This is a genomic window from Thalassolituus sp. ST750PaO-4 (genome assembly GCF_020320405.1).
GTDB lineage: Bacteria > Pseudomonadota > Gammaproteobacteria > Pseudomonadales > Oceanobacteraceae > Venatoribacter > Venatoribacter alkanivorans.
The window spans coordinates 1-17474 of the sequence record NZ_JABVCB010000002.1 but is presented as its reverse complement, the minus strand read 5'-3'; the positions used below and the strand labels follow the sequence as shown (position 1 = coordinate 17474).

The following is a 17474-nucleotide window of genomic DNA, read 5'->3' as shown; positions in this document are numbered from 1 at the left end:
TCTGTATAAGCACAATGAATTTAAGGAGGGAAGACTATGGACTGGGGCTCGGTAAACTTCGACTGGAACCACGCCCGCGCGTTTTTAATCAGCGCCGAGCAAGGCTCTCTGTCGGCCGCTGCACGTCTGCTCAATACCAGCCAGCCCACCCTCAGCCGTCAGGTCGCGGCACTGGAACAGGAACTCGGCATCACTCTGTTTGAGCGGGTCGGTAAAGGACTGCAGCTGACCGACAGCGGCGCTGCCCTGCTTGAGCACCTGCGCCCCATGGGTGAAGCCGCCAACCGCTTTGCTTTAACGGCCGCCGGGCAATCACAACTGACCGAAGGCCCGGTCTGTATTGCCGCCAGCGAAATTGACGCCATCTTCCGCCTGCCCGCCATGATCGACGCTATCCGCCAGCACGAGCCCGGCATCCAGCTGGAAATTGTGGTCTCCAACAACATCAGCGATTTACAGCGCCGTGAAGCCGATATTGCTATCCGCAGCCTCCGCCCCGAACAGCCCGATTTAATCGTCAGGAAACTCGCCGATGAACCTATCTGGCTGTACGGCAGCCACGAGTACCTTAATAATCTGGATACGGTTAATAAGACTGCCGGCAAGAGCAAAACAAGCATTGACCCACATATTCAGATTATCGGTTTTGAACGTAACGACAGACTGATGAATATTCTTAACCAGCATGGCTGGCAGCTGAGCCAGAAGAATTTTTCCATCGTCACCACATTTCAGATGCTGCAATGGCAACTCGTCAAACAAGGCAATGGCCTTGGCTTTTTTCCGCAACAGATTGGCGATGCCGAGCCAGCGTTCCGTCGAGCCTTCAGCGAACGCGGCGCACCGGTAACCGTGCCGCTGTGGCTGGTCTGCCACCGGGAATTACGCACCAATCCGCGAGTTAAGCGGGTATTTGATTTGTTGGCAGAGATGCTGACGGAGGAGTGAGTACATCTGTCAAAATGAGGTCCGATTTATATCTTAAATAGGCCCTGTAGATTAGAATTCACAGGGCCTGAATATACATTTATTACTTAGTACTCTTCAACAGTAGCAACAAGCTGATCACTGTATTTGAATATCTCATCGAGGCTATCAATCGGTTCTCTTGACTCAATTTTCTCTTTCATCAAGCCCAAATATTTTTGTTTAGAGTTAAAGTGAAACCTGCAAATTGGCTTCCTATTATTGTCGTCCAGTAAAACACCGCAGTATGATTTTGTATCCCTCATTACAATACGGCCAACTTCGACTTTAGACCTTAAAATAGCTTTAACAATATTATAGGCTTCGATCTCTTCTTCAGTTGTGACAATACCATTATCACCCTGAGCCTCATCGGGATTAACATCAGTGTGTAATATTTCTTTATCTTCAGACAATGGATGTGCCAAAGCAGTTTCTAGCCTGTCGTTAATTTTCTCTGTAATCAACTGCCGATTGGCTCTTTTAACAATTCCCCTGAATTGCTCCATCACTGCTTGCGTAAATCGACCAGAATATACTTGTGCCGACAAAAACCGGACAAAATCATCAGATGGATCATCCAGTTCCTTACCCAGTATTTTCTTAACCTCTGTTGTATATTTCAGATCACTTGCTGTATTGAGAATATTTTCAAGATCAAAAGAATTCTTCGTGAATTTTTTTAGCTCCTCAACTTCATGTCTCTCAAAGTTCTGAAGATCGATGCTAAAAAAAGGCTTCTCATCCATCTGATTTGGTCGATCCAGATCAGTAAAGAACATATACTGCTGACCATTGGTCAAGACACCAAAGCGTGCATCTGATACAGAAAAATATCGATACAACTGGCTTGCATGTTCAGCTACCAGTTTTGCTCCATACTTCTTGCACTCAAAAAGCATGATAATTTCATCATCCTTTTTGACCGCATAATCGACCTTTTCTCCCTTCTTAACACCATGATCTGTCGTATATTCTGGTACAACTTCCGATGGATCAAATACATCGTATCCGAGATTTTGAATAAAGGGCATGATAAGAGCATTTTTGGTAGCCTCTTCTGTCTGTAAGTTTGGCCCCATACTATCAATGCGTTTAGCAAGGTCAGCAATACGATCTATTAAGTCCATTTCCACTCTCCATCAGTATTTTTACTGACAATAACATAAGCACTTCGATTGCTGAAAGCATTTAAAATGCACTATTCAAGAACAGTCGTTAAATCAGAATGCAACTAGATTCCATCTATCTCAGGGCGATATTTCATATCAAAAATATGCATATAAGAAGAACATTACCTACAATTATTGAACACTTGTACTTCGTACTTTAATTGTCATACCGAAGTATTCTTCACGAAAAGAGATTACCTTTGACCAGAAGTCACTGAGGACTACAGAATTATTTCAAATGCCATTATCGAATAGTCAGCATTGCTATACCCCAAGGAGAGGCAAATGCCTGCGCTTCTTATAAGTCAGGGCAAGCTCAATACAATGGCGCAGCGCAGGTTCAGGCAACACAGCGGAGAGGTTTAATACAATGGCCCTGTTGCCCTGAAACGCCAATACATCGCCATACAAAACCCGGAAGGTATCAACGAGTTTGGTGTTGCAGTTAAAAAACAGATAATAGTTATGCGGAGTATCAGGCTTCCAGCCGATCCGGATCGGACTGCCTGTTTTAGCACTGTAGCTAGGCTCACCCCATTTCAGAGATTCTTCAACGGCACCTGACTGCAGATTTTCAGCGGTCTGAAAAATCAGGCTCCGCAACGAGGAAAGCTGATGACGGGCAGAGTCCGGGTACTGATCGAAACGGGTTTTTACGTTCTTATCCATTCAAAATCTCTGCTGTCATCCGGTGTCCAATCTGCTCTTTTTTATAAGAGCCGAAGCCCCTACTCAGTTACCAGCCCGATGTGCTCACAGGGTAAACCACATTTTCGTATCACCATAAAAATCGTATCAATATCAGGCTCAATGGTCTGAATAAGTGTTTTATCTTTGAGGATAATATTTACCTGTAAAGAGTGCCCCTGAGCTACCAGGTCAACGCTGTCCGGATTCTCAATCAGGGTATCAACGGCTTTATTCCAGGTTACGTAGTGTGGAAGTTGATCTGGTGTCACTCCAGGCTCCCACCCTGCCCTGGAATTCAGGCGGTAATAATCTGAATTTGAACCAGGGCCCGCGCAACCCAATAAAAATGACATTAGCAATATCGGAAGCGCTTTCATGATCAATCCCTATATAAAAGCAATCTATCAGCTATAAACAAACTAAAACATGGTTCTCAGCATTTTATAAAACCAGACTCGCGTGAAATAAAGCATTCAGTTCATCCATTACAGACTGCTCTTTCCCTGTACTGTCAGCAAAGGATTCCAGACGTTCTAATTCAGATTCGATAAACTGATTCAGCTCCGGAATCGGCGGAGCAAGTTCCTTTTCCAGGCTTATCTTCTTACGTTCCAGCAGTGCTGATATCCGTTCATTCAGCTCGCTGTTACCAGCGATCAGCTGGCGCAGAGTTTCAAATTCAATGGGTGCAGGCTCGCGATACTTCTCCAGCCACATAATGGACAGCAACGGCCGTAATACATAAAAGTATTTCTTGATTGGCACCAGATCATCACGCAGATAACCCCGGTAGTTCGTCTTCGCCATACTGCGGTAGTGGTAAATCCCTTTTTCAACACAGTAGACCCGGCTCATAAGTTCACGCGACCTGTGCGCAAAATCACCGCGATCAAGGTAAACAATGGGCGACTGCAGCCACTCGACAAAGGCCGGATTCGAGCGCGAGAACAGCTTTAAGGCTTTGCGGATATCCCAGCCGTTGATGTCGATCTCATCCACAATCGGATACTCGATAACATCGCGCTTATCTTCCAGATCCACCGCCACATACCAGTCTTTAGGATGTGCATAGATAAACCGCACATCGTAATCACTGTTAGGTGACTCGAATCCCCAGGCACGGCTACCCGATTCAACCGCGTAAAGAACACGGACGCCGTGCTCTTTTTCGGCGTTTTCAATGCGGGTAAGGATCTCTTTTTTAACAGCGGGTTCAATCATAGCGATGTCTGGTTAACCTGGTAATCACCGTCACTACAGGGTTTATAGCCCATGACGCTGTAAATACATAACACCTTATCACAGGGTATTTTTTAATTTCTTAAACTCTTCGACACTGAGTATAACGGGTGACACAACAGGTTCACCAGACTCAGTAAAAAGCGGAGAATTACGATACTTACCACCGATACGCATGGATAAAATAATCCACAAAAATCTTACAATCATACCGGGGAGTCCTTTTTGCTTCGGCTTCGGTTCTCCTATAGCAGAATCCACATTGACTATTGCGATATTCTTGCCAAAATCTTCAGCCATCTTTGCACGATTCAGCACCGAATGAATAAGGCCGATAAATGAAACCTTAGGATCAGGCAGCGTATTACCAAGGGGAGTGTTACAGCAGGCGGCATACCAGCGGATCATCCCCTGATCGCTAAGCCGCACAGCCGCGAGATGCTCCTTACCTTGTGAAAAAACCACACGGGGCTGTGCCAACTGCACAATTTCAGTCCCTCCCTGTGCATCCAGAATATCACCTGCCCGGCCTAAAAATTTCGCAAAAGCCTGACAGTCGGCACAGTAACATACCACCCGACTACAGGCTCCGGCCCCTCGAACATGACCACTAAGAGCCCCGCATTGACACTGAATTTTGTGCATATTTTTACTCGTTACTGAAAAATGCTATCTGGATAGCTTTTATGATGCATGTTTAGGGCCTGTTAACACTAATTAAAGTTAAATCTTATTTCTGGTGATCATTCTGATACTCAGGCATTCAGTGCCTGTCGGTTTTACTTTAGGGTGCGTTAAAGCGGAGAAAAGTCACAGGTCATTTTCATGCATTACAGGACGATCCGGTAATATCCGCCATACTCCCCATCCTTAGTCCCATTGTGTGTGACCTGCCAGCCCAATTTCTGGGCCACTCTCTTGCTTGCCACATTATCGTCAGCAATAAAAACCTGAACGGACTCTGTGTCGATCTCAGCCGACAACCTTTCAAGCGCCAGTCTGGAGGCCCTTACCACTATGCCATTACCCCAGAACTCCGATCTGATGAAATAGCCGAAGTCCAAAACACCTTCGATCTCTTTAACACCGCAGAATCCGATGAACTCATCAGTATCAGATTGGGCAATAGCAAAACGTGACGGGTTATCAAGCGCATTCTCAAACCACGAATCCGCCTCATCTTCTGTTAAAGCCCGGCGGGGCCCAAGAAACCTCATAACCCGGGAATCCTGAAGCATGGCCATAACCGCTGTTTTATCCTGACGTTGAAGATCTCTTAGTTTTACCGGAATCATAATGCTGGTTTCACCATGCCGCGACAAGCTAAGCGGCTCAGTTAGTGTGCCTATAGGTTTATGAGAATTTCTATGCTAATTAACAAGTAAATCTATAATATTTGAGAGCTCGCCAACAGAGCCTTTATACATTTCAACAAACTTACAGTTTTCACAGGTGATATTTATATACTGTTTACTATCGACATTGAAAATTTCGCGTTCCTCGTTGTTCGGGGTGAACGGATGATGTTAACCAGCTGCCTATTCTACTTCGATCGCGGATAACATCCGCTCCCACACCGACAGGGTCCGGCTTGCCACAAAAAGAAAAGCCCATACAAACTCGCATTTGTATGGGCTTTAAAAATAAAAGGAGCCAGCTGATAAGCCCTGAGTTTCTGAATCGTCGTCGTGGGCAGTCACTGTCCCGACAGAAACCGGCGAAACGCTGGTAAAGAAAAACCCCGCTCAGTTTCCTGAGCGGGGTTTTCATAATAAAAGGAATCAGCCGATAAGCCCTGAATTTCTGGATCGTCGTCGTGGGCAGCCACTGTCCCGACAGAACCGGCTTAGGACCAAAGAAAAAGCCCCTGCAAACGTTAGCCTGCAGGGGCTTTTAAATAAGTGGAGTCAGCCGATAAGCCCTGAGTTTCTGAATCGTCGTCGTGGGCAGTCACTGTCCCCGCCGAAGCCGGCGAAACGCTGGTAAAGAAAAACCCCGCTCAGTTTCCTGAGCGGGGTTTTCATAATAAAAGGAGTCAGCCGATAAGCCGGGTTCTGTCGTGGACAGTCATTCGTCTAGGCCTGCAATCACTCACAGGCTCAAGCAACCTACCCGTTCCCAGCGCGGGCCGCGCCTATAGGGAACCTATTTGGTCTTGCTTCGGGTGGAGTTTACCGTGCCACGAACTGTTACCAGTCGCGCGGTGCGCTCTTACCGCACCCTTTCACCCTTACCTGATCCCGCTTGCGCGGGCCATCGGCGGTTTGCTCTCTGTTGCACTGGTCGTAGGCTCGCGCCTCCCAGGCGTTACCTGGCACCCTGCCCTGTGAAGCCCGGACTTTCCTCCCCCCACACTGTTGCCAGTGCGGGCGACGACTGTCTGGCCGACTCCGGGCGCGGATTCTACAGGAACGAGCAGTAATAGCCAGACTGTCTGGCGCTAAGCCGGTATTCGGGCGCGGAATCTACAGGAAAGGAAAACAATAGCCAGACTGTCTGGTGCTAAACCAAAATTCGGACGGCAGTTCTACAGGAATACGGAGTAAGTGCTATAAAAACTGAACCCGCCGGCCAGACTGTCTGGCGCTAAACCGGTATTCGGGCACGGGGTTCTACAGGAAAGGAAAACAATAGCCAGACTGTCTGGTGCTAAACCAAAATTCGGACGGCAGTTCTACAGGAATACAGAGTAAGTGCTATAAAAACTGAACCCGCCGGCCAGACTGTCTGGCGCTAAGCCGGTATTCGGGCGCGGGGTCTGCGGGAAAGGGAAATAACCAAACCAGTGGGAGCGGCATTTCTGCCGCGCTCTTAGTCGTGACTGAAAGTCACTCCCACTACTGAAAGTCACTCACACTACTGAAAGTCACTCCCACTGAATCAACCATCGTATTCAGTCAATTGTCTGCGGCGGTGCGGAATACCCGCAGACGCCTGTGTTTAAGCTTTTCCCTGCATTTCCAGCGCTTTCTGGTACAGCTCTTTTTTATTCTCGCCGGTCAGGTCGGCGATAATAGCCGCTGCTTTTTTCGGTGGCAGTTCGGCCAGCAGCAGGCGGAACAATTTGTTGCTGTCGACTTCGCTGGCCGGGGCCGGATCGGGGTTGCCGGCAATCATCACCACGAATTCACCCTTCTGCTGGTCGGTATCCGCCTGCAGCTGGCTGAGAATGTCTGGCAGTGTGCCGTGATAAAAAGTCTCGAAGGTCTTGGTTAATTCACGTGCAACACAGGCTTGACGTTCTGCGCCAAAAACCTCCGCCATAACCACCAGCGTATCGAGAATCCGGTGTTTGGATTCGTAGTACACCAGGGTGCGTGCTTCCTGTTCCTGAGCCAGTAATTTTTCGCGTTTGGCACCACTTTTATGCGGTAAGAAACCTTCAAAAGTAAAACGGTCGGTCGGCAGGCCCGCGGCACTCAGGGCAGTAATAATGGCGCTGACGCCGGGAATCGGGCTGACATTCAGGCCGCGCGCACGCAGCGCCTGCACCAAAGGATATCCCGGATCGGAAATTAACGGGGTACCGGCATCGGATACCAGCGCCATGCTCTGGCCCTGTTCCAGATGGCGGGCAATCTGTTCTACGCGCTCGCGTTCGTTGTGTTCGTGCACCGATAACAGCGGCTTTCGCAGGCCCAGGTGCTGGAGTAATTTTGCGGTATGTCTGGTATCCTCGCAGGCAATTACATCAACGCTGGTCAGCACCTGCTTTGCACGCTCGGTGAGGTCAGCCAAATTACCAATGGGTGTCGCCACGACGTAAAACGTGCCGACCTGCATTCTGGAATCTGAAGTCATGCGGGGAAACTTACCTGATCGTTGGTTACGCGGATTATCGCTGCTGGTTGTCAGCGCGGGTCTGGGTTTAAGCGGTTGTTCTACCACACCGGGACAAACCGGGCTGGGCAACAACAGCCTTACCGAAAGCAGTAGTCAGAGTAATTCAGTATTAATGCAGCAGATTCGCGGCGAACTCGACGACGGCGAGTTTGGCAATGCTGCGCTGCAATTGCAACTGTTGCACGAGCGTGTGCTCACGCCACAGGAGCAGGTGGAATTTATGCTGCTGTCGGCGCAGATGCATCTGGGCAGCAACGAGCCGGAAATTGCCGGCGAATATCTCAGCCAGCTTGCCCTGCGTATGGATTACGCCACGCCGGAGCAGGAACTGCGTGCCAGCCTGTTAAAAGCCCGCTGGTACGAAAGCAATGGCGAATATCTGGCCGCCGCGCGCGAGCGTGATTTTTTATCCGGCGCATTAAATCCGGAGCAGCGCGAACAGAATCATGAGCAAATCTGGCAGGATTTAATGGCCATGCCGGAAGTTGAGCTGCTGGAATGGGCAGAAAAAACCCCGGCGACCCAGTTTGGCGACTGGCTGCGGCTGGCGGCGATTTCCCGTAACTCACGCCTGACACTGGACGAACATCTGGCGGCGGTAACTACATGGCGCGAACAGAATCCGGCTCACCCGGCAGCGATACAATTACCCGGCGGCCTGGCGCTGCTGGCTGATCTGGCGGCTAACCGCCCGCACAGCGTCGCACTGATGCTGCCGTTATCCGGCCCGCTGGAGAAAACCGGTGGCGCCATCCGCGATGGTTTTATGGCCGCTTACTACGAGTCTCTGGATAAAGGCTACGCCATTCCGCAGGTACACCTGTACGACAGCCAGAAATACAGCGATATCGATATTGCTTACGCCCAGGCGCAGCTCGACGGTGCGCAGTGGGTGATCGGGCCGATCAACAAAATGCAGGTGCAGGCGCTGCAGCAACGCGAAACCCTGCCGCTGCCAACCCTGGCCCTGAACTATGGTGACCGCAGCGAAGCCGAAACCCTGCCCGCCAACCTCTACCAGTTCGGCCTGGCCGCTGAAGACGAAGCCGTACAGATTGCCGAAAAAGCCTGGACCGATGGCCTGCGCCGCGCGCTGGTACTGGTACCGCAGGGCAACTGGGGCGAGCGTATTTATGCCGCCTTTGAACAGCGCTGGCTGGAGCTGGGTGGTGAAATCGGCGAACAGCGTTTTTATCCGAACCGTCAGGACTACAACCCGGAAATCAAAGCACTGCTGAACGTCGACGACAGCCAGAAGCGTTATCAGACCATGCGCCGTCTGTTGCGTCAGAGCACCGAATTTGAGCCGCGCCGTCGTCAGGATGTCGACTGGGTGTTTATGGTCGCCCTGCCGCAGCAGGCCCGCCAGATCAAGCCAACACTGGCGTTTAACTTTGCCGGTGATCTGCCGGTATACGCCACCTCGCATGTGTATTCCGGCGAACCGAATCCAACCAAAGACCGCGACCTGAACGGCGTGCAGTTCTGCGACGTACCCTGGTTGCTGGAAAGCAGCGAGCTGTACCGCACCGTAGAAAAAGTGATGCCGAATGGTCAGGGCGGCTATGCCCGCTTATACGCCATGGGCGTGGATGCCTTCCGCCTGCTGCCACGGTTAAAACAGCTGGAAGTATTCCCGCACAGCCAGATGTTTGGCAGCACCGGCGCGCTGGCGCTGGATCACGAGCGCCGCATTCACCGCCGTACCGAATGTACCCAGTTCCGTTCTGGCCGGCCGCAGCGTTTAGCCAGACGCTGAGTACTCACACCGCATAACTCACGAGGCAAGGATGCCATGTGGTTTACCCGCAAAGACAAAAACCCGCAGGATTCAGAACAAACGGCAGAGAATTCCTCTGCCGCTGAAACCTGTACTGCAGAAAAGCCTGCAACCCGTAAACCTGCAACCCGTAAAAAAGGCGCCGAGATTGAACAGGCCGCCGAACACTTCCTTAAGCGTCAGGGGCTGAAAGCCGTTACCCGCAATTACACCATCCGCGGCGGTGAAATCGACCTGATTATGCGCCACGGCAAGGTGCTGGTCTTTGTTGAGGTGCGTTACCGCGCCAGCCAAAGCCACGGCAGCGGCGCCGAAAGCATCACTCATCACAAACAACAGCGCTTAGTCAAAACAGCTCAGCACTATCTGCAGCAACACTATGGTGCGAACCCGCCGGACTGCCGCTTTGACGTGATGTCGGGCAGTGGTCAGCCGGTGCAGTTTGAGTGGCTGCGGAATGTGTTTGGCTGACCCCGTATAGCAACAGACAGCACCCGCCTCAGAACTGATAGGCCGCCGCCAGACGCACAGTGCGCGGTTCGATTACATGGTAATGAATATCCTCCTGCTCACTGCTTTCGCCCGCCAGACGCGAGGCGTACCAGTAATCAATATCGTGATCGCGGCTGTCGAACAGATTAAGCACATCGGCACTGAACACCCAGCTGTTCAGGCTGTAGCCGCTGCGCAGATTCACCACTGTAGTCGGATCGGAGGTGACCGAGCCATCTTCCACCAGCGGCCGCTCACCAAAATAGCGCAGGCGCAGACTGCCAAACCAGCCCGCACCGCGCTGGCTGCTGATACCCGCCTGCAGCACATTGCGCACCGCACCGGGAATCTCGTTCCCCCCGGCCGCATCGCCGCGTAATTCTGCTTTGGTCCAGGCGTATTCCAGATCCATATTCCAGCGCTCGTTCAGCTGATAATAGAGCGTCATTTCCAGCCCTTTGCGCCGTGAGGCACGGCTGGCTTCGGTATTACCGGCATCGCCGACAAACAGCAGTTCGCTGTCGAGATCCAGCTGCCACAACGCCAGCGAGGTGCTCAGACGCCCGGCCATAACACCGCGTACGCCAACCTCATAACCCATCGAATCCACCAGCGGATCAACCGCCGCAACCGCACTGCCATCGGCCGGATCAACCTGAATGGTGGTGCCGCGTGCGTCGTTGGAATGCAGCCCCTGCCCTGCCGCCAGATAGCTTTCCCAGTCGCGGTTCAGGGCGACGATCAGGCTGCCTTTTAAGGCGATATTGTCATCGCTGGCCTTGCCGCTGTTGGCGCGCAGATCCACGCCATTGATATTGCTGCCAACCCGGCTTTGCACGTCAAAACGGTAGTGGTCGTAGCGCAGGCCGAGCACGGTGCGCACGCGTTCATTCCAGTACAGGGTGTTTTCGCCATAGAAGCCGCTGCTGAGTTCGCCTACACGGTCGCTGCGTACGGTTCCCATACGCTGGCGCTGCTTGCTGCGGTACAGGCCAACTTCGCCGATATCGTCATAGCGCAGGTCAGCGCCGATACGGTTGCTCATCGCCAGTCCGGCCATCTCTGAGTGCCAGAGGTAACTGACCTGACCGCCGTAGATCCAGCGTTTATCAACCTGCTCAAACTGATCGCCGTTGACCCCGTCATCGAGAAAATAGGTGAAGTCCGACCACAGATTCATGTCGTAACGGATGGCATAGGCCGAAGCCTGAACACCCTCACGCTGCCAGATGGCATTGAGGCTGTAGCGGCTGGATTCGCCGCCCACGCTGTCATTCAGCGAACCCAGCTCGTCGATCAGGCCGCTGTCGACCGCGCGCTGCGGAATCTGGTCGGCGCTGTTCCATTGATTGTCGTAGCCCATAAAGGACAGGCTCAGCTTGCCGCCGGCCAGTGTGCGGCGATGTTTGAGCAGCAGGCTGGTTTTATCCAGATCTTCACGGATATCGCTCCAGGGGCCATCGTAGGTATTGCGCTCCAGTGCATACAGCCAGTCGCCCTGAGCATTGCTCAGACTGTCGAGCAGCAGCGCCCGGCGATACTGATCTTCACCCAGACTCAGCTGCGCCAGCCCCTGTGCAAAGGCATCGGCGGTCTGCAGGGCAGCACTGCCGGCACCGCTGAAATCACCGACATCGGCGTAGTAACTGCCTTTCTGATAACTCAGCGCGCCGATGCTTTCCGGGATAATAAAATTCAGGTCGGTATAACCCTGCCCGTGGCCATGGGTGCGCATATTGACCGGCATACCATCAACAAAGGTGGCGAAGTCGGTACCATGATCGAGATTAAAGCCGCGCAGAAAATACTGGTTCGCCTTGCCGCTGCCACTGTGCTGGGTGACGACTAAGCCGGGCACCAGCTCCAGCACTTCGCCGGTGCGTAATAATGGCCGGCTATTAATTTCTTCACCTGTGACATACCCCTGCGAAGCCGACATCGCTTCGCCTGGCAGTTGATTTCTGGCTGTGACCTGCTGGGTATCCAGAGATGCACTATTTGTTGCCGGGTTATCGTTAAGCGGTGCCTGTTGCGCCAGTGCCAACACAGGCAACCCCAATAACAAAAAACCGGCTGGCTGAATTTTCATCTTTATCCTCATTGTCCACTTAAGCGGCGTAAGGCGGCTCTCAACAATTGCCGCCACCGGCCCTGTTAACGAAAATATCATCATCTGCTGACGAACTTATCAGTCCAGATGAATACCGATAACGGCTCGGTGTTCGCCATCTGCGGCAGGTAAGGGATGGAAATAACGGACGCGCCAGAAACGTGTAAAAGAAACGGCCAAACGACCCATGAACCGCAGCACCGATTTAACCCGCTGGCTGAAACTGCCGGCCGCCCGCTCACGCACCCCGGCACTGGGAAAGCGCGAGCTGGCCATTCTGGAAGTGCTCTGGCAACAGGGGGCGCTGTCTGTGCAGCAGGTGCATGCCAGCCTGCAGGAAGACATCTCGCTGAATACCGTGCAAAGCACGCTGGAGCGTTTGCACCGCAAAGACCTGCTGCAGCGCCGTAAAGAAAGCCGGGCGTTTTTTTACAGTGCTGTGCTGCAGAAGCAGGCGCTGATCAGCAATCTGCTGCACGACATTGCCGCCGACCTCAGTGGCGGCGATATGGCGCCGATGGTGTCGGGCTTTATCGATTATTTAGCGGATGTGGCACCGGCCATGGGAGATCGTCTGCATCAGGCTCTGAATGACGAGCCTGACAGCCGCAGCGCAAACAATGACTCCTGAATTGGCCATGATTCCTGAGCTGGCCGATATTCTTCTGGCCAGTGCGTTTAGCCTGACGGCGTCATCGGTATTGGCCGCGTTGTTGTTGCCGCTGCTGCAGAAAACACTGCGCAACAGCCGCCCACAGCAGCAGTCCCGCCTGCTGATGCTGTACGCCCTGCTGCCCTGGGTCGTGACTTTCTGGGTGGTGTTTCTGCTGATGAATCCGGGACTGACCGGCGCCCTGCACAGCGCCCATTGCCATGGGCAGCTGTGTGGCCCGCATGTGCCGGATGTCAGTTCCTCATCGCTGACCGGAGCCGTACTGGCAGGCGTTGTCAGCGCTCTGCTGCTGTTTGCGTTATTGCTGTTCAATCATCAGTTGCGGCGCGGACGTCAGCGTCTGGCCAGTGTGGATCTGCTCAGCACAGCAGGCAGTACGCCCAGTAACGAAGCCACAATACCGGACTTTCGTCTGATTCATTCACCGTTACCTCTGGCCTGGTGTGCAGGGCTCTGGCGCCCACGGATCTATCTGTCCAGTGCGCTGCAGCAACAGCTGACGCCACAGCAGTCGGCCATGGTGCTGTTGCATGAGCACTGCCACCTTCTGTGCCGCGATAACCTGCGCAAGTTCCTGCTGTACTGGGCCAGCCTGCTGTGGCTGCCAAAGGCACGCAAAGCCCTGCAAGAACAGTTTGCGCTGAACTGTGAGTTACAGTGCGACGCCTATGTCACCCGCCAGGGTTATGCACCTGAGGAACTGGCCACACTGCTGCAGCAACTGCTGCCGCAGACCGATATGGCGACCCAAGCCAGTGGTGTGCGTATACAGGCGCTGCTGCCGGAGAAACAGATAACCACTGGCAGCAGTGCCGATGGCTGGTTGCTGCTGGTGTTGCTGCTTTGCGCTCAGGTGGCGCTTTTCAGCCACTGGCTGCATCCGCTTCTGGATACATTATTTCTCTGAGAATCACTGTTATTTGGTTTTGTCTCATGGCTCATTTATGATGGCCCATCTGTTACTCCCGGAGCGTTATTGTGCAGGATAGGATCATCGGCCATTTTGGCGCCAGTATCGAAACCAAAACCCACGCAGCAGAAGAGCTGCCACCTTATATTGAGCGCGCGGCGCAGATTATGGTGAATGCCCTGCTCAGCGGCGGGAAAATTCTTACCTGTGGTAACGGCGGCTCTGCCGGCGATGCCCAGCACTTTTCTTCCGAACTGCTGAACCGCTTTGAGCGTGAGCGTCCGAGCCTGCCGGCCATTGCTCTGACCACCGACTCATCGACCGTGACCTCAATCGCCAACGATTACAGCTATAACGAGATTTTCTCTAAGCAGATCCGTGCTTTGGGCAATGCCGGCGACGTATTGCTGGCCATTTCCACCAGCGGTAACTCCGCCAACGTGGTGCAGGCCATTCAGGCCGCCCACGAGCGCGATATGACGGTAGTTGCCTTAACCGGTAAAGACGGTGGCCATATGGCGTCACTCCTTACCCGTGACGATGTTGAGGTGCGGGTACCGGCCAATATAACGGCGCGGATTCAGGAAGTTCACCTGCTGGTGATTCACTGCCTGTGCGACCTGATTGACTGCTCACTGTTCGGCGAAGAATAACCCTACACAGCATTCTGGCTGCGACAAACGCGGCGCATAAAAAAACGGCCCGGACATTCACATGCCCGGGCCGTTTTTTATTGCTTACACCCGTGCCGCTATCAGGGAATCAGATGGCTGAAGTCCAGCATCAGGGTCTGCACATCACCCGAATAGCGGGTTGCCTGTAAAGCAATGCTGATGTTGTTGGGCAGCTGATAACTGGCACCGGCCTGCAGGCTCAGCTGGATCTCGCTATCCAGATCCGCGTTAAAGCCCGCTGCCACATCAACGTCAATCTGCGAGGCTCCCGCTCCCAGCATCCAGCGCCACTGCCCCTGCAGTGGCTGGCTGTATTGCGCCAGCAGGCTGTGCACTGTGTATTCGATAGCGGCGCTATTAACCTCGGCAGAACCCGGGATATTGTACTGATAGCGAACCTGCCAGGTATCGTTCAGCTGCAGGCCGGCGGCAAAATGCCCGGCCAGCCCGCCGTCGTCGGTGACTTTATTATTGCCGTGTACTTCCGGGCTAAGCCAGCTATAGCCCACGCCCCAGGCCAGCAGCCAGTGCATATCATCCACCGCCAATTCACTGGCCGGCTGCGTGCTGTTAGCTTGCGACAGCGGCGCCCAGAGCATACTGAACAGTAACAATGTCGGCACTGATACCGGCACAGGCACCCGCACAGCCATTCGTCCGGCCATCGCCAGTGCCGCAGCCATCAGCAGCATTAATGGACTGAATGCACCGGTAGCGGTCGTTACATCATCGCCGGTATTGATTGATGGATCTTCTCCGTCGGTGACATTGTCGTTATCGGAGTCGGGGTCGAGATGATCAGCAATGCCGTCGTTATCATAATCCGGCATCTCGCGGTCATCACGTACACCATTGCCATCAGTATCGGTGCCGCTGATTTGGCCATTCACGTCGTAATCAACGCCATCATCAATGCCATCGGCATCGGCATCCATACCGGTAAAGAAGGCCAGCTGCGGATTTTCGTCCACATCCGCAATGCCATCACCATCATCGTCTTCATCCAGATGGTTCGGAATGCCATCACCATCAATATCGGGCAGCGAGCCAAACGCTCCGACGGCGTTATCGATAATATCCATCAGGCCATCGCTATCCATATCCACGGTGTTATCAATACGGCCATCTTTATCAACGTCCAGCAGCAGCGGCAAACCACTCAGGGAGAAATCCGTCTGAATATCATTACTGCTTAACTGCAGGAAGTTGAAGATGCCATCGTTGTTATCGTCGATCAGGTCGTTACGGTCGTCTATTTCAATGCGGTCATCATCGACCATCAGGTTGCCATCAACATCGGCCAGACGGTTTTCAATAAGATCGCCGATACCGTCGTTATCGGAATCCAGATCCTGACTATTCAGCAGGCCATCGTTATCGGCATCCGCCAGAGCATTGGCCGCACGATAACCTTCAATGCTCATCAGGCTGTCTTCCGCACCATCGAGGTTATCGTCGGTGCGGCCAGCATCCACATTGCCATCGTTATCGATATCGGCATCAAAGAAATCGATAATGCCATCGTCATCGCTGTCGGTCAGAACCAGATCCAGCTCAACCCGGTCAGACAGACCGTCCTGATCGCTGTCGGTATCTTCACGGTCGATAATGCCGTCACCATCACGATCAGTCGTTACATCGCCTTCAAGACTGTTCGGCAAGCCATCGCCGTCATCGTCCTGGGCTTCCATAATCAGGGCAACCAGGGCTTCCAGCTCGGACAACTCATTGACATCATCAGACTGAGAACGGGCAACTGCACTGTGCAGAATCCGCAGGATACGGTTGAAGTCGTCATCCCCCGGTGAACTCAGGCCAGCCTGGCGATACAGAGTAAGCGTTAATCCCTCGGCATTAACAGGATTTCCGGCTGCTGAAGAAATAGTGTTCAGGGCATACTGCTGCCGACTGATTACAGTATCTGTTGCGGCAGACGTGTGCTGTTCGTTACGGCCAAGCTTGTCGGTGTAACTGACCTGCACCGTAATCCGGTGGCCAACATCAGCAGCAACGATGGTATAAGTCTCTGCACTACCAACCGGGTTACCATCCGACAGCCACTGATAAATCAGAGTAGTATCATCAATATCATCAATACCATGAATACCATCAGCATCATCTGGTAACGCAGAGAGAATCTCCCCTTCTACGGCGAGACCAGAAATACCGACAGAACCATTATTGTTGGTAGACACCACCAGCATTGCAGCCTGATTATCCTGGCCACTCAGATCTTTCACGGCACCTGCTGCAACACTAATACTGACTTCAGACCCCAAGGTTACTGGAAGAATTTCCGCACTGTACAGAGCACCACTACCGGTCAGCTGCTGAACACTGCCATTAGCAACGGTGATATCCGTTTCCTCTAGACCTGTAACGGTTTCGCTGAACTCAAGCGTGAGGGTAAAGCTGCCGGTTGCCAGGGCCGGTCCCTGCAGGCTGAGCGTAGGTACCGCATTCTGATAGTCGACTGACAGAGTACTTTGGGAGTTACCGTTAGTCGCAGCATCATGCGCACTGTTGGCAGCAACCGTTACCGTTACCTGACCAAGCGCTGCCGGAGTTACCTCAAGACGGTATTCAGTTTGGCTGACTGTGACAAAAGCTCCGGGAGTGGCATTGGTCAGCGTGACATCTGCCGCCACAAAATCACCGACCGCTTCGCTGAATGTAAAGGTTGCGGTAAAAGGCCCATCAATCGTACTACTAGCACCGCCGATCACAACCGTTGGCGCTGTAGCATCGTAAGTAACGGCCAGCTGAGTCGCAGCTGTGTTGTTATTACCCGCAGCATCCTGAGCAGCCGCGGCAGCAACATTCACCGTTACCGAACCATCTGCAGTTGGCGTAATTAATGCGGTATACACTGAAGAGCTGATTGCATTAAATGCACCAACAGAAGCATTAGTGACGCTGATGTAG

At 52.7% G+C, this 17474-nt stretch carries 16 protein-coding genes and 1 other RNA gene; 6 read left to right on the top strand and 11 right to left on the bottom strand.

Annotated features, from left to right (window positions below; genetic code table 11):
* The first annotated feature begins 36 nt into the window (after positions 1 to 36).
* Positions 37 to 948: a LysR family transcriptional regulator gene (locus tag HUF18_RS02180; protein WP_225690986.1), complete on the top strand. Its 912-nt coding sequence runs from the start codon at positions 37 to 39 to the stop codon at positions 946 to 948.
* Between the two features lie 86 nt (positions 949 to 1034).
* On the opposite strand, the gene HUF18_RS02175 is transcribed toward HUF18_RS02180, so the two are convergent.
* The 9 genes from HUF18_RS02175 to rsmI form a co-directional block, all read right to left on the bottom strand.
* A complete protein-coding gene (locus HUF18_RS02175; protein ID WP_225690985.1) occupies positions 1035 to 2096 on the bottom strand; it encodes a type I restriction endonuclease in 1062 nt (353 codons plus the stop codon).
* A 306-nt stretch (positions 2097 to 2402) separates the two neighbouring features.
* The gene (locus tag HUF18_RS02170) at positions 2403 to 2807 is read right to left on the bottom strand and encodes a DUF1801 domain-containing protein (RefSeq protein ID WP_225690984.1); all 405 of its coding nucleotides are present in this window, start codon (positions 2805 to 2807) and stop codon (positions 2403 to 2405) included.
* Between the two features lie 59 nt (positions 2808 to 2866).
* A complete protein-coding gene (locus HUF18_RS02165) occupies positions 2867 to 3205 on the bottom strand; it encodes a hypothetical protein (RefSeq protein WP_225690983.1) in 339 nt (112 codons plus the stop codon).
* 64 nt (positions 3206 to 3269) lie between these two features.
* Entirely contained in the window at positions 3270 to 4049 is a 780-nt protein-coding gene (locus HUF18_RS02160) for a nucleotidyltransferase domain-containing protein (RefSeq protein ID WP_225690982.1), read from the bottom strand.
* A 78-nt stretch (positions 4050 to 4127) separates the two neighbouring features.
* Positions 4128 to 4712, bottom strand: coding sequence for a DUF6151 family protein (locus tag HUF18_RS02155; protein ID WP_225690981.1), 585 nt, complete (start codon positions 4710 to 4712; stop codon positions 4128 to 4130).
* Positions 4713 to 4897: 185 nt separating this feature from the next.
* Positions 4898 to 5362 (bottom strand): GNAT family N-acetyltransferase, encoded by a 465-nt coding sequence (locus HUF18_RS02150; protein ID WP_225690980.1) that lies wholly within the window; start codon positions 5360 to 5362, stop codon positions 4898 to 4900.
* 75 nt (positions 5363 to 5437) lie between these two features.
* A complete protein-coding gene (locus HUF18_RS19825; RefSeq protein ID WP_225691004.1) occupies positions 5438 to 5557 on the bottom strand; it encodes a zinc ribbon domain-containing protein in 120 nt (39 codons plus the stop codon).
* A 537-nt stretch (positions 5558 to 6094) separates the two neighbouring features.
* Positions 6095 to 6459: RNase P RNA component class A (gene rnpB / locus HUF18_RS02140), an RNA gene on the bottom strand.
* 548 nt (positions 6460 to 7007) lie between these two features.
* A complete protein-coding gene (gene rsmI / locus HUF18_RS02135) occupies positions 7008 to 7868 on the bottom strand; it encodes a 16S rRNA (cytidine(1402)-2'-O)-methyltransferase (RefSeq protein ID WP_225690979.1) in 861 nt (286 codons plus the stop codon).
* Between rsmI and HUF18_RS02130 the strand changes: the two genes are divergently transcribed.
* Both HUF18_RS02130 and HUF18_RS02125 read left to right on the top strand, forming a co-directional pair.
* The gene (locus HUF18_RS02130; RefSeq protein ID WP_225690978.1) at positions 7867 to 9669 is read left to right on the top strand and encodes a penicillin-binding protein activator; all 1803 of its coding nucleotides are present in this window, start codon (positions 7867 to 7869) and stop codon (positions 9667 to 9669) included. The genes rsmI and HUF18_RS02130 overlap by 2 nt on opposite strands.
* Positions 9670 to 9705: 36 nt before the next feature.
* Positions 9706 to 10161, top strand: a complete 456-nt coding sequence (locus tag HUF18_RS02125; protein WP_225690977.1) for a YraN family protein — start codon at positions 9706 to 9708, stop codon at positions 10159 to 10161.
* 28 nt (positions 10162 to 10189) lie between these two features.
* Here the strand turns inward: HUF18_RS02125 and HUF18_RS02120 are convergent, their stop codons facing one another.
* The gene (locus HUF18_RS02120; RefSeq protein WP_225690976.1) at positions 10190 to 12271 is read right to left on the bottom strand and encodes a TonB-dependent receptor; all 2082 of its coding nucleotides are present in this window, start codon (positions 12269 to 12271) and stop codon (positions 10190 to 10192) included.
* 208 nt (positions 12272 to 12479) lie between these two features.
* Between HUF18_RS02120 and HUF18_RS02115 the strand changes: the two genes are divergently transcribed.
* The 3 genes from HUF18_RS02115 to HUF18_RS02105 all read left to right on the top strand — a co-directional run bounded on the left by HUF18_RS02115 (position 12480) and on the right by HUF18_RS02105 (position 14528).
* Positions 12480 to 12923, top strand: a complete 444-nt coding sequence (locus HUF18_RS02115; RefSeq protein WP_225690975.1) for a BlaI/MecI/CopY family transcriptional regulator — start codon at positions 12480 to 12482, stop codon at positions 12921 to 12923.
* Positions 12913 to 13872 (top strand): M56 family metallopeptidase, encoded by a 960-nt coding sequence (locus tag HUF18_RS02110; protein ID WP_225690974.1) that lies wholly within the window; start codon positions 12913 to 12915, stop codon positions 13870 to 13872. The genes HUF18_RS02115 and HUF18_RS02110 overlap by 11 nt, the downstream gene beginning before the upstream one ends.
* Positions 13873 to 13943: 71 nt before the next feature.
* Positions 13944 to 14528, top strand: a complete 585-nt coding sequence (locus HUF18_RS02105; protein WP_444875581.1) for a phosphoheptose isomerase — start codon at positions 13944 to 13946, stop codon at positions 14526 to 14528.
* 101 nt (positions 14529 to 14629) lie between these two features.
* Here the strand turns inward: HUF18_RS02105 and HUF18_RS02100 are convergent.
* A partial coding sequence (locus HUF18_RS02100; protein ID WP_225690973.1) for an Ig-like domain-containing protein occupies positions 14630 to 17474 on the bottom strand: 2845 nt, incomplete at its 5' end.